The organism is Stutzerimonas urumqiensis, from assembly GCF_003640395.1.
GTDB lineage: Bacteria > Pseudomonadota > Gammaproteobacteria > Pseudomonadales > Pseudomonadaceae > Stutzerimonas > Stutzerimonas urumqiensis.
Genome location: NZ_RBZQ01000009.1, coordinates 17,499 through 33,216 on the forward strand (window position 1 = coordinate 17,499; position 15,718 = coordinate 33,216).

At 57.6% G+C, this 15,718-nt stretch carries 28 protein-coding genes; all 28 read left to right on the forward strand.

The features are described from left to right. Positions 1-20: 20 nt before the first annotated feature. The 28 genes from fusA (at position 21) to rpsD (ending at position 15,711) form a co-directional block, all read left to right on the forward strand. Positions 21-2,123 carry an elongation factor G gene (gene fusA, locus D7325_RS16280; RefSeq protein WP_120997513.1) on the forward strand — a complete coding sequence of 701 codons (2,103 nt, stop codon included), beginning with the start codon at positions 21-23 and terminating at the stop codon, positions 2,121-2,123. Between the two features lie 29 nt (positions 2,124-2,152). Next, a complete protein-coding gene (tuf, locus tag D7325_RS16285; protein ID WP_120997501.1) occupies positions 2,153-3,346 on the forward strand; it encodes an elongation factor Tu in 1,194 nt (397 codons plus the stop codon). Between the two features lie 152 nt (positions 3,347-3,498). Beyond that, positions 3,499-3,810 carry a 30S ribosomal protein S10 gene (gene rpsJ / locus D7325_RS16290; RefSeq protein ID WP_003463313.1) on the forward strand — a complete coding sequence of 104 codons (312 nt, stop codon included), beginning with the start codon at positions 3,499-3,501 and terminating at the stop codon, positions 3,808-3,810. Positions 3,811-3,895: 85 nt separating this feature from the next. Beyond that, positions 3,896-4,531, forward strand: a complete 636-nt coding sequence (gene rplC / locus D7325_RS16295) for a 50S ribosomal protein L3 (RefSeq protein WP_120997514.1) — start codon at positions 3,896-3,898, stop codon at positions 4,529-4,531. Between the two features lie 12 nt (positions 4,532-4,543). Continuing rightward, positions 4,544-5,146, forward strand: a complete 603-nt coding sequence (gene rplD / locus D7325_RS16300; RefSeq protein ID WP_120997515.1) for a 50S ribosomal protein L4 — start codon at positions 4,544-4,546, stop codon at positions 5,144-5,146. Beyond that, positions 5,143-5,442: a 50S ribosomal protein L23 gene (gene rplW / locus D7325_RS16305; protein ID WP_120997516.1), complete on the forward strand. Its 300-nt coding sequence runs from the start codon at positions 5,143-5,145 to the stop codon at positions 5,440-5,442. Before rplD ends, rplW begins: the two co-directional genes overlap by 4 nt. A gap of 14 nt (positions 5,443-5,456) precedes the next feature. Then, positions 5,457-6,278, forward strand: coding sequence for a 50S ribosomal protein L2 (gene rplB / locus D7325_RS16310; RefSeq protein ID WP_120997517.1), 822 nt, complete (start codon positions 5,457-5,459; stop codon positions 6,276-6,278). A 16-nt stretch (positions 6,279-6,294) separates the two neighbouring features. Continuing rightward, the gene (rpsS, locus tag D7325_RS16315) at positions 6,295-6,570 is read left to right on the forward strand and encodes a 30S ribosomal protein S19 (RefSeq protein WP_003293029.1); all 276 of its coding nucleotides are present in this window, start codon (positions 6,295-6,297) and stop codon (positions 6,568-6,570) included. A gap of 13 nt (positions 6,571-6,583) precedes the next feature. After that, a complete protein-coding gene (rplV, locus tag D7325_RS16320) occupies positions 6,584-6,916 on the forward strand; it encodes a 50S ribosomal protein L22 (protein ID WP_003103908.1) in 333 nt (110 codons plus the stop codon). A gap of 13 nt (positions 6,917-6,929) precedes the next feature. Then, positions 6,930-7,619 (forward strand): 30S ribosomal protein S3, encoded by a 690-nt coding sequence (gene rpsC / locus D7325_RS16325; RefSeq protein ID WP_028238759.1) that lies wholly within the window; start codon positions 6,930-6,932, stop codon positions 7,617-7,619. A 12-nt stretch (positions 7,620-7,631) separates the two neighbouring features. Continuing rightward, on the forward strand, positions 7,632-8,045 hold the full coding sequence (gene rplP, locus D7325_RS16330; RefSeq protein ID WP_028238758.1) for a 50S ribosomal protein L16: 414 nt from the start codon (positions 7,632-7,634) through the stop codon (positions 8,043-8,045). Further along, a complete protein-coding gene (gene rpmC / locus D7325_RS16335) occupies positions 8,045-8,236 on the forward strand; it encodes a 50S ribosomal protein L29 (protein WP_120997518.1) in 192 nt (63 codons plus the stop codon). Before rplP ends, rpmC begins: the two co-directional genes overlap by 1 nt. Before the next feature lie 2 nt (positions 8,237-8,238). After that, complete coding sequence (rpsQ, locus tag D7325_RS16340) at positions 8,239-8,505, forward strand: 30S ribosomal protein S17 (RefSeq protein ID WP_120997519.1); 267 nt, start codon at positions 8,239-8,241, stop codon at positions 8,503-8,505. A 23-nt stretch (positions 8,506-8,528) separates the two neighbouring features. After that, on the forward strand, positions 8,529-8,897 hold the full coding sequence (gene rplN, locus D7325_RS16345; protein WP_120997520.1) for a 50S ribosomal protein L14: 369 nt from the start codon (positions 8,529-8,531) through the stop codon (positions 8,895-8,897). 12 nt (positions 8,898-8,909) lie between these two features. Continuing rightward, the gene (rplX, locus tag D7325_RS16350; RefSeq protein WP_120997521.1) at positions 8,910-9,224 is read left to right on the forward strand and encodes a 50S ribosomal protein L24; all 315 of its coding nucleotides are present in this window, start codon (positions 8,910-8,912) and stop codon (positions 9,222-9,224) included. Between the two features lie 19 nt (positions 9,225-9,243). Further along, positions 9,244-9,783 carry a 50S ribosomal protein L5 gene (rplE, locus tag D7325_RS16355; protein ID WP_120997522.1) on the forward strand — a complete coding sequence of 180 codons (540 nt, stop codon included), beginning with the start codon at positions 9,244-9,246 and terminating at the stop codon, positions 9,781-9,783. 13 nt (positions 9,784-9,796) lie between these two features. Further along, positions 9,797-10,102: a 30S ribosomal protein S14 gene (gene rpsN / locus D7325_RS16360; protein ID WP_120997523.1), complete on the forward strand. Its 306-nt coding sequence runs from the start codon at positions 9,797-9,799 to the stop codon at positions 10,100-10,102. A 162-nt stretch (positions 10,103-10,264) separates the two neighbouring features. Beyond that, complete coding sequence (gene rpsH, locus D7325_RS16365) at positions 10,265-10,657, forward strand: 30S ribosomal protein S8 (RefSeq protein WP_120997524.1); 393 nt, start codon at positions 10,265-10,267, stop codon at positions 10,655-10,657. A gap of 12 nt (positions 10,658-10,669) precedes the next feature. Then, positions 10,670-11,203 (forward strand): 50S ribosomal protein L6, encoded by a 534-nt coding sequence (rplF, locus tag D7325_RS16370; protein ID WP_120997525.1) that lies wholly within the window; start codon positions 10,670-10,672, stop codon positions 11,201-11,203. Between the two features lie 10 nt (positions 11,204-11,213). Further along, on the forward strand, positions 11,214-11,564 hold the full coding sequence (gene rplR / locus D7325_RS16375; RefSeq protein WP_120997526.1) for a 50S ribosomal protein L18: 351 nt from the start codon (positions 11,214-11,216) through the stop codon (positions 11,562-11,564). Between the two features lie 3 nt (positions 11,565-11,567). Further along, positions 11,568-12,068, forward strand: a complete 501-nt coding sequence (gene rpsE / locus D7325_RS16380; protein WP_120997527.1) for a 30S ribosomal protein S5 — start codon at positions 11,568-11,570, stop codon at positions 12,066-12,068. A 2-nt stretch (positions 12,069-12,070) separates the two neighbouring features. Continuing rightward, the gene (gene rpmD / locus D7325_RS16385) at positions 12,071-12,253 is read left to right on the forward strand and encodes a 50S ribosomal protein L30 (protein WP_120997528.1); all 183 of its coding nucleotides are present in this window, start codon (positions 12,071-12,073) and stop codon (positions 12,251-12,253) included. Between the two features lie 3 nt (positions 12,254-12,256). Next, the gene (gene rplO / locus D7325_RS16390; protein ID WP_120997529.1) at positions 12,257-12,691 is read left to right on the forward strand and encodes a 50S ribosomal protein L15; all 435 of its coding nucleotides are present in this window, start codon (positions 12,257-12,259) and stop codon (positions 12,689-12,691) included. Further along, a complete protein-coding gene (gene secY, locus D7325_RS16395; RefSeq protein WP_120997530.1) occupies positions 12,692-14,020 on the forward strand; it encodes a preprotein translocase subunit SecY in 1,329 nt (442 codons plus the stop codon). It abuts the gene before it with no gap. Between the two features lie 28 nt (positions 14,021-14,048). Beyond that, the gene (gene rpmJ / locus D7325_RS16400; protein ID WP_003281814.1) at positions 14,049-14,165 is read left to right on the forward strand and encodes a 50S ribosomal protein L36; all 117 of its coding nucleotides are present in this window, start codon (positions 14,049-14,051) and stop codon (positions 14,163-14,165) included. A gap of 131 nt (positions 14,166-14,296) precedes the next feature. Beyond that, on the forward strand, positions 14,297-14,653 hold the full coding sequence (rpsM, locus tag D7325_RS16405; protein WP_120997531.1) for a 30S ribosomal protein S13: 357 nt from the start codon (positions 14,297-14,299) through the stop codon (positions 14,651-14,653). 31 nt (positions 14,654-14,684) lie between these two features. After that, positions 14,685-15,074, forward strand: coding sequence for a 30S ribosomal protein S11 (gene rpsK, locus D7325_RS16410; protein WP_003093689.1), 390 nt, complete (start codon positions 14,685-14,687; stop codon positions 15,072-15,074). Positions 15,075-15,090: 16 nt separating this feature from the next. Next, on the forward strand, positions 15,091-15,711 hold the full coding sequence (gene rpsD / locus D7325_RS16415; RefSeq protein ID WP_120997532.1) for a 30S ribosomal protein S4: 621 nt from the start codon (positions 15,091-15,093) through the stop codon (positions 15,709-15,711). Positions 15,712-15,718 lie beyond the last annotated feature (7 nt).

Consider the following 15,718-nt stretch of genomic DNA (forward strand, 5'->3'; position numbering starts at 1 on the left):
ACTTATACGAGGACCTTATTGTGGCCCGTACTACCCCTATCAACCGTTACCGTAACATCGGTATCTGTGCCCACGTAGATGCGGGCAAGACCACCACGACGGAGCGGATTCTGTTCTACACCGGCCTCAGCCATAAGATGGGTGAGGTGCATGATGGCGCCGCAACGACTGACTGGATGGTTCAGGAGCAGGAGCGCGGTATCACCATTACCTCGGCTGCGGTTACCACCTTCTGGCAAGGTTCGCGCGGACAGTATGACAAGTACCGCGTAAACGTCATCGACACGCCCGGGCATGTGGACTTCACCATTGAGGTGGAGCGCTCCTTGCGCGTTCTCGACGGTGCCGTGGTGGTGTTCTGCGGTACCTCCGGTGTCGAGCCTCAGTCCGAGACCGTGTGGCGTCAGGCCAACAAGTACGGCGTGCCGCGCATTGTCTACGTGAACAAGATGGACCGTCAGGGCGCCAACTTCCTGCGTGTCGTCGGTCAAATCAAGCAGCGCCTTGGGCACACGCCGGTGCCGGTGCAGTTGGCTATTGGCGCCGAGGACAGCTTCGAAGGCCAGATCGATCTCCTCAAGATGAAGGCGATCTACTGGAACGACGAAGACAAGGGTACCAGCTATCGCGAAGAGGAAATTCCAGCCGAGCTTTTGGCTCAGGCCGAGGAATATCGCTCCAACATGGTCGAGGCCGCTGCCGAAGCCAATGAAGAGCTGATGAACAAGTATCTCGAAGAGGGTGATCTGACCATCGAAGAGATCAAGGCGGGTCTGCGTCAGCGCACGATCGCCTGTGAAATCGTTCCGGCAGTGTGCGGATCCTCGTTCAAGAACAAGGGCGTCCCCCTGGTTCTCGATGCGGTAATCGACTTCCTCCCGGCTCCGACCGAGATTCCTGCGATTCAGGGCGTCAATCCGGACAACGAAGAGCAGGTCGATGAGCGCCATGCGAGCGACGATGAGCCGTTCTCGGCGTTGGCGTTCAAGATCGCTACTGACCCGTTCGTAGGTACGCTGACCTTCACTCGGGTCTATTCGGGTGTTCTTGCCTCTGGCGACTCGGTGATGAACTCGGTCAAGGGCAAGAAGGAGCGCGTAGGCCGGATGGTGCAAATGCACGCCAACCAGCGTGACGAGATCAAGGAATGCCGTGCCGGCGATATCGCCGCTCTGATTGGTATGAAGGACGTCACCACGGGCGATACCCTCTGCTCGATCGAAAAACCGATCATCCTTGAGCGGATGGATTTCCCGGAGCCGGTTATTTCGGTCGCTGTAGAGCCGAAGACCAAGGCGGACCAGGAGAAGATGGGCATCGCACTGGGCAAGCTGGCTCAGGAAGATCCCTCGTTCCGTGTCAAGACCGATGAAGAAACCGGTCAGACCATCATTTCCGGTATGGGTGAGCTGCACCTCGATATTCTTGTCGATCGCATGAAGCGCGAGTTCAACGTCGAGGCCAATATCGGCAAGCCGCAGGTCGCGTACCGCGAGACGATCCGTAACAAGTGCGAGATCGAAGGCAAGTTCGTTCGCCAGTCGGGTGGTCGCGGCCAGTTCGGTCATTGCTGGATCCGCTTCGAGCCGGCTGACGAAGGCCAGGAAGGATTGATGTTCACCAATGAGGTTGTCGGTGGTGTGATTCCGAAGGAATACATTCCGGCTATCCAGAAGGGCATCGAAGAGCAGATGAAGAACGGTGTCGTGGCTGGCTACCCGTTGCTGGGTCTTAAGGCGGCAGTGTTCGACGGCTCTTACCATGACGTTGACTCCAACGAGATGGCGTTCAAGATCGCTGCCTCAATGGCCACCAAGCAGTTGTCCCAGAAGGGTGGGGCGGTCCTGCTCGAGCCGATCATGAAGGTCGAGGTGGTAACGCCTGAAGACTACATGGGGGATGTCATGGGCGACCTCAACCGTCGCCGCGGTCTGATCCAGGGTATGGAAGATACGGTGTCGGGCAAGGTCATCCGGGCGGAAGTCCCGCTGGGTGAGATGTTCGGTTACGCTACCGATGTTCGCTCCATGTCTCAGGGGCGCGCCAGTTACTCCATGGAGTTCTCGAAGTACTCGGAAGCGCCTGCCAACATTGCTGACGCTATCATCAAAAAACAAGGTTGATTCAGCCCCTTACATAAGAGGTTATTGTCGTGGCTAAGGAAAAATTCGAACGTAACAAACCGCACGTAAACGTTGGCACCATCGGTCACGTTGACCATGGCAAGACGACGCTGACGGCGGCTCTGACCAAGGTGTGCGCTGATACCTGGGGTGGCTCTGCTCGTGACTTCTCGCAGATCGACAACGCTCCTGAAGAGAAGGCGCGCGGTATCACCATCAATACCTCGCACGTTGAGTACGATTCGGCGATCCGTCACTACGCTCACGTGGACTGCCCTGGTCACGCTGACTACGTCAAGAACATGATCACCGGTGCTGCGCAGATGGACGGCGCGATCCTGGTTTGCTCCGCTGCTGACGGCCCCATGCCGCAGACTCGCGAGCACATCCTGCTCTCCCGTCAGGTTGGTGTTCCTTACATTGTTGTGTTCCTGAACAAGGCCGACATGGTCGACGACGCCGAGCTGCTCGAGCTGGTCGAGATGGAAGTGCGTGACCTGCTGTCCACCTACGACTTCCCGGGCGACGACACTCCGATCGTCATCGGCTCTGCGCTGATGGCGCTGGAAGGCAAGGACGACAACGAGATCGGCGTGTCCGCCGTTCGCAAGCTGGTCGAGACCCTGGACTCCTACATCCCTGAGCCGGTTCGCGCCATCGATCAGCCGTTCCTGATGCCGATCGAAGACGTATTCTCGATCTCCGGTCGTGGCACCGTGGTAACAGGCCGTGTCGAGCGCGGTATCGTCAAGGTGGGCGAGGAAGTCGAAATCGTCGGCATTCGCGCGACCACCAAGACCACCTGCACCGGTGTTGAAATGTTCCGCAAGCTGCTCGACGAAGGTCGTGCGGGTGAGAACATTGGCGCACTGCTGCGTGGTACCAAGCGTGAAGACGTCGAGCGTGGCCAGGTTCTGGCCAAGCCGGGCACCATCAAGCCGCACACCAAGTTCGAAGCTGAAGTGTATGTGCTGTCCAAGGAAGAAGGTGGTCGTCACACCCCGTTCTTCAAGGGTTACCGCCCGCAGTTCTACTTCCGTACCACTGACGTGACCGGTAACTGCGAACTGCCGGAAGGCGTCGAGATGGTCATGCCGGGCGACAACATCAAGATGGTTGTCACCCTGATCGCTCCGATCGCCATGGAAGACGGTCTACGCTTCGCCATTCGCGAAGGTGGCCGTACCGTTGGCGCTGGCGTGGTTGCCAAGATCTTCGAATAAGCCTCGCTTTTTCGATGACGAAAAGGGGCCGAAAGGCCCCTTTTTCTATTGCCAAGCCGGTTTGACATGGGCTAGGCGCATCCGTACAATTGCGCCTCCTTTTATCGGGCCTAACCGGCTTGGTAGGGTGCTACTTTGAGTCTGAGGTCAAAATGCAGAACCAACAAATCCGTATTCGGTTGAAGGCTTTTGACCACCGCCTGATTGATCAATCAACCCAGGAAATCGTGGAAACCGCGAAGCGTACTGGTGCTCAGGTGCGTGGTCCGATTCCTCTGCCAACCCGCAAGGAGCGGTACACGGTGCTGGTCTCTCCGCACGTCAATAAAGACGCGCGCGACCAGTATGAAATTCGTACCCACAAGCGTGTTCTGGACATTGTCCAGCCGACGGATAAAACCGTTGATGCGCTGATGAAGCTTGATCTTGCAGCTGGTGTGGAAGTGCAGATCAGCCTCGGCTAAAGCCGTCCGGTTTTAGTCCGTGTAACGCTCTGAAATGGGCGGCCATAGCGGGTGAAAGCCCCGTACACTCATGAGGTTTCACAAGATGACTATTGGTCTAGTCGGTCGTAAGTGCGGCATGACCCGCATTTTCACCGAAGAAGGTGTCTCCATTCCGGTAACGGTCATTGAGATCGAGCCGAATCGCGTCACTCAATTCAAAAATGAAGAGAGCGATGGCTATCGCGCGGTCCAGGTGACCGTTGGCGAGCGCCGTGCTTCCCGCGTAACGAAGGCTCAGGCGGGTCACTTCGCCAAGGCGAACGTGCCTGCAGGTCGTTCGGTTCAGGAGTTTCGTCTGGAGGATGGTGAATACCAGCCCGGCGATCTCATCAGTGCCGAGCTGTTCGAGGCAGGTCAGTTGGTGGATGTCACTGGTCAGTCCAAAGGTAAGGGCTACGCCGGTACCATCAAGCGCTGGAACTTCCGCGGACAGGATAATACTCACGGTAACTCTGTCTCTCACCGCGCACCTGGTTCCATCGGTCAGTGCCAGACTCCTGGCCGAGTGTTCAAGGGCAAAAAAATGTCCGGACATCTGGGTGCCGAGCGCGTAACCGTGCAGTCGCTTGAGGTCGTTCGTGTCGACGCTGAGCGGAATCTGCTGCTGGTTAAGGGCGCAGTCCCGGGTGCGACCGGTTCGGATGTCGTTGTGCGTCCGGCGGTCAAGGCTCGCGGTTAAGGGGGATTTCACATGCAATTGAATGTTAATGGCGCTCAGGCCATCGAAGTCTCCGATCGCACCTTTGGTGGTGAATTCAACGAGACCCTGGTGCACCAGGCTGTCGTCGCCTACATGGCTGGCGGTCGTCAGGGCAGCAAGCAGCAGAAGAGTCGCTCCGACGTGTCAGGTGGCGGCAAGCGCCCATGGCGCCAGAAGGGCACTGGTCGTGCTCGTGCCGGTACGACGCGTGGTCCGATCTGGCGTGGCGGTGGCGTAACCTTCGCCGCGCGCCCGCAAAATCACGACCAGAAGCTGAACAAGAAGATGTATCGCGCTGCGATTCGCTCGATCCTGGGCGAGCTGGTGCGTTCAGAGCGTCTTGTTGTGGTCGAGGATTTCTCGGTCGATGCGCCTAAAACCAAGGCGCTTGCCTCCAAGTTGGGCGGTCTGGGGCTGAGCGATGTGCTCATCGTTTCGGATTCCGTTGATCAAAATCTGTACCTGGCTGCACGTAACCTGCCAAACGTAGATGTGCGTGATGTCCAGGGCTCCGATCCGGTCAGTCTGATCGCCTATGACAAGGTGCTCATCACCGTGTCGGCTGTGAAGAAATTCGAGGAGCTGCTGGGATGAACCAGGAACGCGTATTCAAAGTGCTGCTTGGTCCGCACATCTCCGAGAAAGCCACGCTGCTCGCTGATAGCAAAAAGCAGTTCGTATTCAAGGTTGCGACTGATGCAACCAAGCTGGAAATCAAGAAGGCCGTTGAAAGCCTGTTCGACGTAAAGGTCGCGACGGTCAATACCCTGAATGTTCAGGGCAAAACCAAGCGTACCGCTCGCGGACTGGGCAAGCGTAATGACTGGAAGAAGGCGTACATCGCCCTCCAGCCAGGCCAGGATCTCGATTTCACCAGCAGTGCTGAGTAAGGAAGGGGTGCATCATGGCAATCGTTAAGTGCAAACCGACTTCCGCAGGCCGCCGTTTTGTGGTCAAGGTGGTCAATCAGGAGCTGCATAAGGGCGCTCCTTACGCACCGCTGCTCGAGAAGAAGTCGAAGACCGGTGGCCGGAACAACAACGGCCGCATTACCACTCGCCACGTGGGTGGTGGTCACAAGCAGCATTATCGCTTGGTCGATTTTCGCCGTAACAAGGATGGTATTCCTGCCATCGTTGAGCGCGTCGAGTACGACCCCAATCGTACCGCCCATATCGCGCTGCTGAAGTATGCCGATGGTGAGCGTCGCTACATCATTGCGCCCAAGGGTGTCAGTGCCGGTGATCAGCTGGTGTCTGGCATGGATGCGCCGATCAAGGCCGGTAACAGCCTTCCGCTGCGCAACATTCCGGTTGGTTCGACCATCCATGGCATTGAGCTGAAGCCAGGTAAAGGGGCTCAGTTGGCTCGCTCCGCAGGTGCTTCAGCTCAGCTGGTAGCGCGTGAAGGTGCATACGTAACCCTGCGTCTGCGTTCGGGCGAGATGCGCAAGGTCCTGGCCGAGTGCCGCGCGACCCTGGGCGAAGTCTCCAACTCCGAGCACAGTCTGCGTTCGCTGGGCAAGGCCGGTGCGAAGCGCTGGCGCGGTGTCCGCCCGACCGTTCGTGGTGTTGCCATGAACCCGGTCGACCACCCGCATGGTGGTGGTGAGGGTCGTACTTCCGGCGGCCGTCATCCGGTCTCGCCGTGGGGCTTCCCGACCAAGGGGGCGAAGACCCGTGCCAACAAGCGTACCGACAACATGATTGTCCGCCGTCGCAAGTAACTAGAGGGATACGACTGTGCCGCGTTCTCTGAAAAAAGGTCCTTTTATCGATCTTCACCTACTGAAGAAGGTCGAGGCGGCGGTGGAAAAGAACGATCGCAAGCCGGTGAAAACCTGGTCGCGTCGCTCCATGATCCTGCCGCAAATGGTCGGTTTGACCATTGCTGTACACAACGGCCGTCAGCATGTCCCCGTTCTGGTGAGCGAAGACATGGTCGGTCACAAGCTCGGCGAGTTTGCCGCGACCCGCACCTACCGCGGTCACGTGGCAGACAAGAAAGGCAAGCGATAAGGGGTAAGGAAAGATGGAAGTAGCCGCTAAGCTGTCGGGCGCTCGCATCTCCGCCCAGAAAGCCCGCCTGGTCGCCGACCAGATCCGCGGGAAGAAGGTGGGCGAGGCCCTCAACCTCCTGGCTTTCAGTAGCAAGAAAGCCGCGGAAATCATGAAAAAGGTGCTCGAGTCGGCTGTGGCCAATGCTGAGCATAACGAAGGCGCCGACGTTGATGACCTGAAGGTCTCCACCGTTTTCGTCAACGAAGGGCGTTCGCTTAAGCGCATCATGCCGCGAGCCAAAGGCCGCGCTGATCGCATCGTCAAGCGGTCTTGCCATATCACTGTCAAGGTTGCGGACAAGTAACGGAGTCGATCAGATGGGTCAGAAAGTACATCCCACTGGCATTCGCCTGGGAATCGTCAAGGAGCACACCTCCGTCTGGTACGCAGACGGCCGTACGTATGCAGACTATCTGCTTGCAGACCTGAACGTGCGTGAGTACCTCCTCGACAAACTAAAAAACGCGTCCGTGAGCCGTATCGATATTCATCGTCCAGCTCAAACCGCGCGCATCACCATCCATACCGCTCGTCCCGGCATCGTGATCGGCAAGAAGGGTGAGGATGTTGAGAAGCTGCGTCAGGACCTGACCAAGAAAATGGGCGTGCCGGTGCACATCAACATCGAAGAGATCCGCAAGCCGGAACTCGATGCGATGCTGGTCGCACAGAGCGTCGCTCAGCAGCTGGAGCGTCGCGTTATGTTCCGTCGTGCGATGAAGCGCGCGGTACAGAATGCCATCCGTATCGGTGCCAAAGGTATCAAGATCCAGGTAAGCGGCCGTCTCGGCGGTGCCGAGATCGCCCGTACCGAGTGGTATCGCGAGGGTCGTGTGCCGCTGCACACCCTGCGCGCAGATATCGATTACGCCACCTACGAAGCGCACACCACCTACGGTGTGATCGGCGTGAAGGTTTGGATCTTCAAGGGCGAGGTCATCGGTGGCCGCCATGAAGAGCTGAAGCCTCAGGCCCCAGCGCCTCGTAAAAAAGCTGCTGCCAAGTAAGGGGTACGCCAAATGTTGCAGCCAAAGCGTACAAAATTCCGCAAGCAGATGACCGGGCACAACCGTGGCCTGGCTCAGCGCGGTAGTAAGGTTAGCTTCGGCGAATTCGCGCTGAAGTCTGTTTCTCGCGGCCGCTTGACGGCACGCCAGATCGAAGCGGCGCGTCGAGCGCTGACCCGTCACGTGAAGCGTGGCGGTAAGATCTGGATCCGCGTTTTCCCCGACAAGCCCGTCACCAAGAAGCCCCTCGAAGTTCGTATGGGTAAGGGCAAGGGTAACGTCGAGTACTGGGTAGCCCAGATTCAGCCGGGCAAGGTGCTCTACGAGATCGAGGGTGTTTCCGAAGAGTTGGCGCGCGAGGCGTTTGCCTTGGCGGCTGCGAAGCTGCCACTCGCCACCTCCTTTGTTAAGCGGACGGTGATGTGATGAAAGCGAATGAACTTCGTGAGAAATCCGCCCAGGAGCTGAACGAGCAACTGCTCGGGCTGCTGCGCGATCAGTTCAATCTGCGTATGCAGAAAGCGACCGGCCAGTTGGGGCAGTCGCACCTGCTCTCGCAAGTCAAGCGCGACATCGCTCGTGTCAAGACTGTGCTCAACCAGCAGGCAGGTAAGTAATTATGGCTGAAGCTCAGAAAACCGTCCGTACGCTGACCGGCCGCGTCGTCAGTGACAAAATGGACAAGACCATCACCGTTCTGATCGAGCGTCGAGTCAAGCACCCGATCTACGGCAAATACGTCAAGCGCTCGACAAAGCTCCATGCTCACGACGAGAGCAACCAGTGCAAGATCGGAGACAAAGTCACCATTCGGGAAACACGCCCGATGGCCAAGACCAAGTCCTGGATGCTGGTTGACGTCATCGAACGTGCCGTCGAAGTCTAAGGGCTAGGGGTCGGAGAACTTATATGATTCAGACTCAATCCATGCTCGACGTCGCCGATAACAGTGGCGCGCGTCGTGTGATGTGCATCAAGGTGCTCGGCGGTTCTCATCGCCGCTACGCCGGTATCGGCGACATCATCAAAGTGACCGTCAAGGAAGCGATTCCTCGTGGCAAGGTCAAGAAGGGCCAGGTCATGACTGCGGTGGTCGTGCGTACCCGTCACGGTGTTCGTCGCCCTGATGGCTCGATCATCCGTTTCGATGGCAATGCCGCCGTGCTCCTGAACAACAAGCAGGAGCCGATCGGAACCCGTATCTTCGGGCCGGTGACTCGTGAACTTCGCTCCGAGCGATTCATGAAGATCGTCTCGCTCGCCCCTGAAGTGCTGTAAGGAGTAGCCGTCATGCAAAAGATTCGTCGTGATGACGAGATCATCGTGATTGCCGGCAAAGACAAGGGCAAGCGCGGTAAGGTGCTCAAGGTTTTGGCTGACGATCGACTGATCGTCGGCGGTGTGAACTTGATCAAGCGCCACACCAAGCCCAACCCAATGGCCGGTGTTCAGGGTGGCATCGTCGAAAAAGAGGCGCCATTGCACGTCTCTAACGTCGCCATTTTCAATGGTGAGACCAACAAAGCAGATCGCGTGGGTTTCAAGGTTGAGGACGGCAAGAAAATTCGCGTCTTCAAGTCGACCCAGAAAGCGGTCGATGCTTGAGCACTGCTAGGTAGATACCATGGCACGACTTAAAGAGATTTACCGGAAAGACATCGCGCCCAAGCTGAAGGAAGAGCTGAAGCTGGCCAACGTGATGGAAGTTCCGCGCGTTACCAAAATCACCCTGAACATGGGTCTTGGCGAAGCGGTGGGTGACAAGAAGGTCATCGAAAACGCAGTGGCCGACCTTGAGAAGATCACCGGACAGAAGCCGATCGTGACTTACGCTCGCAAGTCGATTGCTGGCTTTAAGATTCGTGAAGGCTGGCCGATCGGTGTCAAGGTCACGTTGCGTCGCGATCGCATGTATGAGTTCCTGGATCGTTTGCTGTCAATCTCCCTGCCGCGGGTTCGTGACTTCCGCGGGCTGAATGCCAAGTCCTTTGATGGCCGCGGTAACTACAGCATGGGTGTAAAAGAGCAGATCATTTTCCCGGAAATCGATTACGACAAGATCGATGCGCTGCGCGGTCTGGATATTACGCTGACCACTACTGCTCGGACGGATGATGAAGGTCGCGCATTGCTGCGTGCTTTCAACTTCCCGTTCCGTACCTGATTGGAGTAAGTCCATGGCTAAGCAGAGCATGAAGAATCGCGAGCTGAAGCGTCAGCAGACGGTGGCGAAGTATGCCCAGAAGCGGGCTGCGCTGAAGGCAATCATCGTCAGCCCGGCCTCCTCTCCGGAGGAGCGTTGGGAAGCTCAGGTCGCACTGCAGAAGCAGCCCCGTGACGCTAGCGCATCGCGCCTGCGTAACCGCTGCCGCATTACTGGTCGCCCGCACGGCTATTACCGCAAATTCGGCTTGGGGCGCAACATGCTGCGTCAGGCCGCCATGCGCGGAGATGTACCAGGCTTGGTTAAAGCCAGCTGGTAAATCATTCGGGCGGAATGTCCGCCCGAGCTGTTAATGAATCAAGCCCCAACGGGGCTTGATTCATTTCTGGCCGGTCTCTAGAATGACCGGCTCTTCTGAGCCCGCATTCGGCTTGGAAAATCAGGCCGAAAGGCTATATTCGTTGTCAGGAGCATCAAGCCCATGAGTATGCAGGACCCGTTAGCGGACATGCTAACTCGTATCCGTAATGCCCAGATGGCTGAGAAGACCGTGGTTAGCATGCCGTCTTCCAAGCTGAAGGTGGCAGTAGCCGACGTTCTTAAGAGCGAAGGTTATATTTCGGGTTACCAGATCAGCAGCGACGCCAAGCCGTTGCTGTCCATCGAGCTCAAGTATTTCGAAGGCCGTCCGGTTATCGAAGAGCTCAAGCGCATTAGTCGTCCTGGCCTGCGCCAGTACAAGTCCGTCGACCAGCTTCCGAAAGTTCGCGGTGGCTTGGGCGTTTCGATTGTCTCCACCAACAAAGGTGTGATGACCGATCGTGCCGCTCGCGCTGCAGGCGTCGGCGGCGAAGTGCTTTGCACTGTGTTCTAAGGGGGGATAAGCATGTCTCGCGTTGCTAAAAACCCCGTCAAGCTGCCTGCTGGTGTCGAAGTTAGCCTTGCAGGCCAGCAGCTGTCGGTGAAGGGCTCCAAGGGAGCTCTCGAACTGAGCGTCCATCCGTCCGTTGAAGTGGTCCAGGAATCTGGTGAGCTTCGTTTTGCGGCACGTAATGGCGACCAGCAAAACAAGGCCATGGCCGGTACCACGCGTGCGCTGGTAAACAATATGGTCGTCGGCGTAAGCCAGGGCTTCGAGCGTAAGCTCCAACTGGTTGGCGTTGGCTACAAGGCGCAGGCCAAGGGCCAAGTATTGTCACTGGCGCTAGGTTTCTCGCATCCCATCGACTATCAGCTGCCGCAAGGCATCACAGCTGAGACTCCATCGCAAACCGATATCCTCATCAAGGGTATCGACAAGCAGTTGGTCGGTCAGGTGGCTGCTGAGATACGCGACTTCCGTCGTCCTGAGCCTTATAAGGGCAAGGGCGTTCGTTACGCTGACGAAGTCGTCCATCGTAAAGAAGCTAAGAAGAAGTAGGGCATAGCAAATGAGCGTAAAGAAAGAAACTCGTCTGCGTCGCGCTCGCAAGGCACGCCTGAAAATGCGCGAGCTGGAAGCCGTACGCCTCTGCGTGTACCGCTCTTCCCAACACATCTACGCCCAGGTCATCGCGGCCGATGGCGGCAAGGTGCTCGCCAGCGCTTCTACTCTGGACGAAGCACTGCGTGGCGGCGGAACCAGCAATGTCGATGCAGCCAAGAAAGTGGGCCAGCTAGTCGCTGAGCGCGCGAAGGCAGCCGGTGTCACTCAGGTTGCATTCGATCGATCTGGCTTCAAATATCACGGTCGTGTCAAGGCACTGGCTGATGCTGCTCGTGAAGGCGGGCTGGAGTTCTAAGTTATGGCAAATAACGAGCAAAAGCGCGACGAAGGCTACATCGAGAAGCTGGTTCAGGTTAACCGAGTCGCCAAAACCGTCAAAGGCGGTCGGATCTTTACCTTTACCGCCTTGACCGTCGTGGGTGATGGCAAAGGTCGTGTCGGCTTCGGCCGCGGCAAATCGCGTGAGGTTCCTGCTGCGATCCAGAAAGCGATGGAAGCGGCTCGGCGCAATATGATCCAAGTGGATCTGAACGGCGCGACGCTGCAGTACCCGGTTAAGTCGGCGCACGGTGCATCGAAGGTTTACATGCAGCCTGCATCGGAAGGTACCGGTGTCATCGCTGGTGGTGCCATGCGTGCGATCCTGGAAGTCGCTGGCGTGCATAACGTTCTGGCTAAGTGCTATGGATCGACCAACCCCGTGAACGTGGTCTATGCCACCTTCAAGGGCTTGAAGGCCATGCAGTCGCCCGAGTCGGTTGCAGCCAAGCGCGGCAAGAGCGTCGAGGAGATTCTCTAACCATGGCTAATGCAACTGTCAAAGTCACGCTGGTGAAGAGCCTGAACGGGCGCCTGGCGAATCACAAGGCTTGCGTCAAGGGTCTTGGCCTGCGTCGCATTGGTCACAGCGTCGAAGTGCAAGACACTCCGGAGAACCGCGGGATGATCAACAAGGCCTACTACCTGCTGCGTGTGGAGGGCTAAGCCATGCATCTGAATGATCTACGCTCCGCGCCTGGCGCTCGCCGTGAAAAGCTGCGTCCGGGTCGTGGTATCGGTAGCGGCCTCGGAAAGACCGGCGGCCGCGGTCACAAAGGGCAGACTTCGCGTTCTGGCGGGAAAATCGCGCCGGGGTTCGAGGGTGGTCAGCAGCCGCTGCATCGTCGTCTACCGAAATTCGGTTTCGTTTCCTTGAAGGCGATGGATCGCGCGGAAGTCCGTACATCCGAGCTGGCTAAGGTCGAGGGCGATGTGGTCAGCGTGCAGTCGCTCAAGGATGCCAACGTCATTAACCAGAATGTGCAGCGCGTCAAAGTGATGCTGTCTGGTGAGGTTGGTCGCGCAGTGACTCTGAAGGGTATCGCCGCCACCAAGGGTGCGCGTGCGGCTATCGAAGCAGCTGGCGGCAAGTTCGAGGAATAAATGGCTAAGCAAGGTGCTCTCTCTGCGCTGAGTAACGGCGGGCTGTCCGAGCTTTGGGCGCGCCTGCGCTTCTTGCTCATGGCGATCATCGTCTATCGGATTGGTGCGCACATACCTGTGCCCGGCATCAATCCCGATCGGCTGGCGGAGCTTTTTCGGCAGAACGAGGGGACCATTCTTAGCCTGTTCAACATGTTTTCCGGCGGGGCGCTGGAGCGCATGAGCATCTTTGCGCTTGGGATCATGCCGTACATCTCGGCTTCGATCATCATGCAGCTCATGACTGCGGTCAGCCCTCAGTTGGAGCAGTTGAAGAAGGAAGGCGAGGCCGGTCGCCGCAAGATCAGTCAGTACACCCGTTATGGCACGCTCGTCTTGGCGATCGTGCAGGCAGTCGGGATGTCCGTCGGGCTTGCGGGGCAGGGCGTTGCGTTCAGCAACGACTTTGCCTTCTATTTCCTGGCCGTGACTACCTTTGTCGCTGGCGCAATGTTCATGATGTGGTTGGGTGAGCAGATCACCGAGCGTGGGATTGGCAACGGTATCTCCATGCTGATCTTTGCAGGGATCGTGGCCGGGCTGCCAGGTGCACTTGGTCAGTCGTTCGAGTCGGCTCGCCAGGGCGACATCAACATCATTGCGCTGCTTGCAGTTGGTTTGCTGGCAATAGCGATCATCGGTTTCGTCGTGTTCATCGAGCGTGGGCAACGGCGTATCGCGGTTCATTACGCCAAGCGTCAGCAAGGGCGAAAAGTCTTCGCGGCGCAAACCAGTCATTTGCCCTTGAAAGTGAACATGGCGGGTGTCATACCGGCAATCTTTGCCAGCAGCCTGTTGCTGTTCCCTGCATCGCTTGGTTCCTGGTTTGGCCAGTCCGAAGGTCTGGGATGGCTGCAGGATGTTGCTCAAGCCATTGCGCCTGGGCAGCCGCTGAATATTCTGCTGTTCAGTGCGGGCATTATTTTCTTCTGTTTCTTCTATACAGCCTTGATGTTCAACCCCAAGGATGTAGCGGAGAACCTTAAGAAGTCGGGTGCCTTTATTCCAGGTATTCGTCCGGGTGAGCAGTCGGCACGCTACATCGATGGCGTTCTGACGCGCTTGACCTTGTTCGGTGCCCTTTATATGACGGCCGTGTGCCTGCTGCCTCAGTTTCTGGTCGTGGCAGCCAACGTGCCGTTCTACCTTGGCGGGACCTCGTTACTGATCGTTGTCGTGGTGGTGATGGATTTCATGTCGCAAGTGCAATCACACCTCATGTCGCACCAGTACGACTCCCTGATGAAGAAAGCCAACCTGAAGGGCTACGGCAGCGGAATGCTGCGCTGATTGTCCCGTAAGGTTCGAGGAGTTGGTGATGAAAGTTCGTGCATCGGTCAAGAAGCTGTGCCGCAACTGCAAGATCATCCGTCGCGACGGTGTCGTGCGAGTGATCTGCAGTGCGGAGCCACGCCACAAGCAGCGCCAAGGCTGAGTGTGACTCACGCGTGATAGCCCGGCAGCTAGTGCGCTGCCGGGTTGTATCTTTATTACTACAGCGCTAATATCTCGCGCCCTTTTCTTGGCTTCCGGGGCGTAGGTAGCTGTCACTTGGAGTTTCACTGAATGGCCCGTATTGCAGGCGTCAACATTCCGGATAACAAGCACACTGTTATCTCGCTGACCTATATCTACGGTGTTGGTCGCACCACTGCGCAGAGTATCTGTGCCGCTACCGGCGTAAATCCGTCGGCGAAAATCAAGGATCTGTCCGACGAGCAGCTGGAACAGTTGCGTGGCGAAGTCGCAAAGCTCACCACCGAGGGTGACCTGCGTCGCGAAGTCAACATGAAGATCAAGCGTCTGATGGACCTGGGTGCCTATCGCGGCCTTCGTCATCGTCGCGGTCTTCCCGTTCGCGGTCAGCGGACCAAGACGAACGCGCGTACCCGCAAGGGCCCGCGTAAGCCGATCCGCAAGTAATCGCATTCGCGAATCGACAGGAATCTGAATCATGGCAAAACCTGCTGCTCGTCCTCGTAAGAAAGTCAAAAAGACAGTGGTTGATGGCATCGCCCACATCCATGCGTCGTTCAATAACACCATCGTGACCATTACCGATCGTCAGGGTAACGCGCTTTCCTGGGCTACCTCTGGCGGATCAGGCTTCCGTGGCTCGCGTAAGAGCACTCCGTTTGCAGCTCAGGTCGCTGCCGAGCGCGCCGGTCAGGCTGCGCTGGAGTACGGTTTGAAGAACCTCGACGTGAACGTCAAGGGTCCTGGTCCTGGCCGTGAGTCTGCCGTTCGTGCGCTCAATGCCTGTGGCTACAAGATTGCCAGCATCACCGACGTGACGCCTATCCCGCACAACGGGTGCCGTCCGCCGAAGAAGCGTCGCGTGTAATAGGAGACAGTGAGAAATGGCTCGTTATATTGGTCCCAAATGCAAACTGTCTCGCCGCGAAGGCACCGATCTGTTCCTGAAGAGCGGTGTTCGTGCGCTGGAATCTAAGTGCAACATCGAGACACCGCCAGGTGTCCATGGTCAGCGTCGTGGCCGGCTGTCCGACTACGGTACGCAGCTGCGTGAAAAGCAGAAGGTCCGCCGCATCTACGGCGTGCTCGAGCGCCAGTTCAGCAGCTACTACAAGGAAGCGGCTCGTCGCAAGGGCGCCACTGGCGAGAACCTGCTGCAGTTGCTCGAGTGCCGCCTGGACAACGTCGTTTATCGCATGGGCTTCGGCGCGACTCGTGCCGAGTCGCGCCAGCTGGTCTCCCACAAGGCAATCAGCGTCAATGGCCAGACCGTGAACGTCCCGTCGTATCAGGTCAAGGTTGGTGACGTGGTTGCCGTTCGCGAGAAGTCCAAGAATCAGCTTCGTATCGCCCAGGCTCTGGAAATCTGCGCTCAGCGTGGTCGCGTGGAATGGGTCGAAGTGGATGCCGAGAAGAAGTCCGGCGTGTTCAAGAGTGTGCCGGCTCGCAGTGATCTGTCCGCCGACATCAACGAAAACCTGATTGTCGAGCTCTACTCCAAGTAAGGGCTAG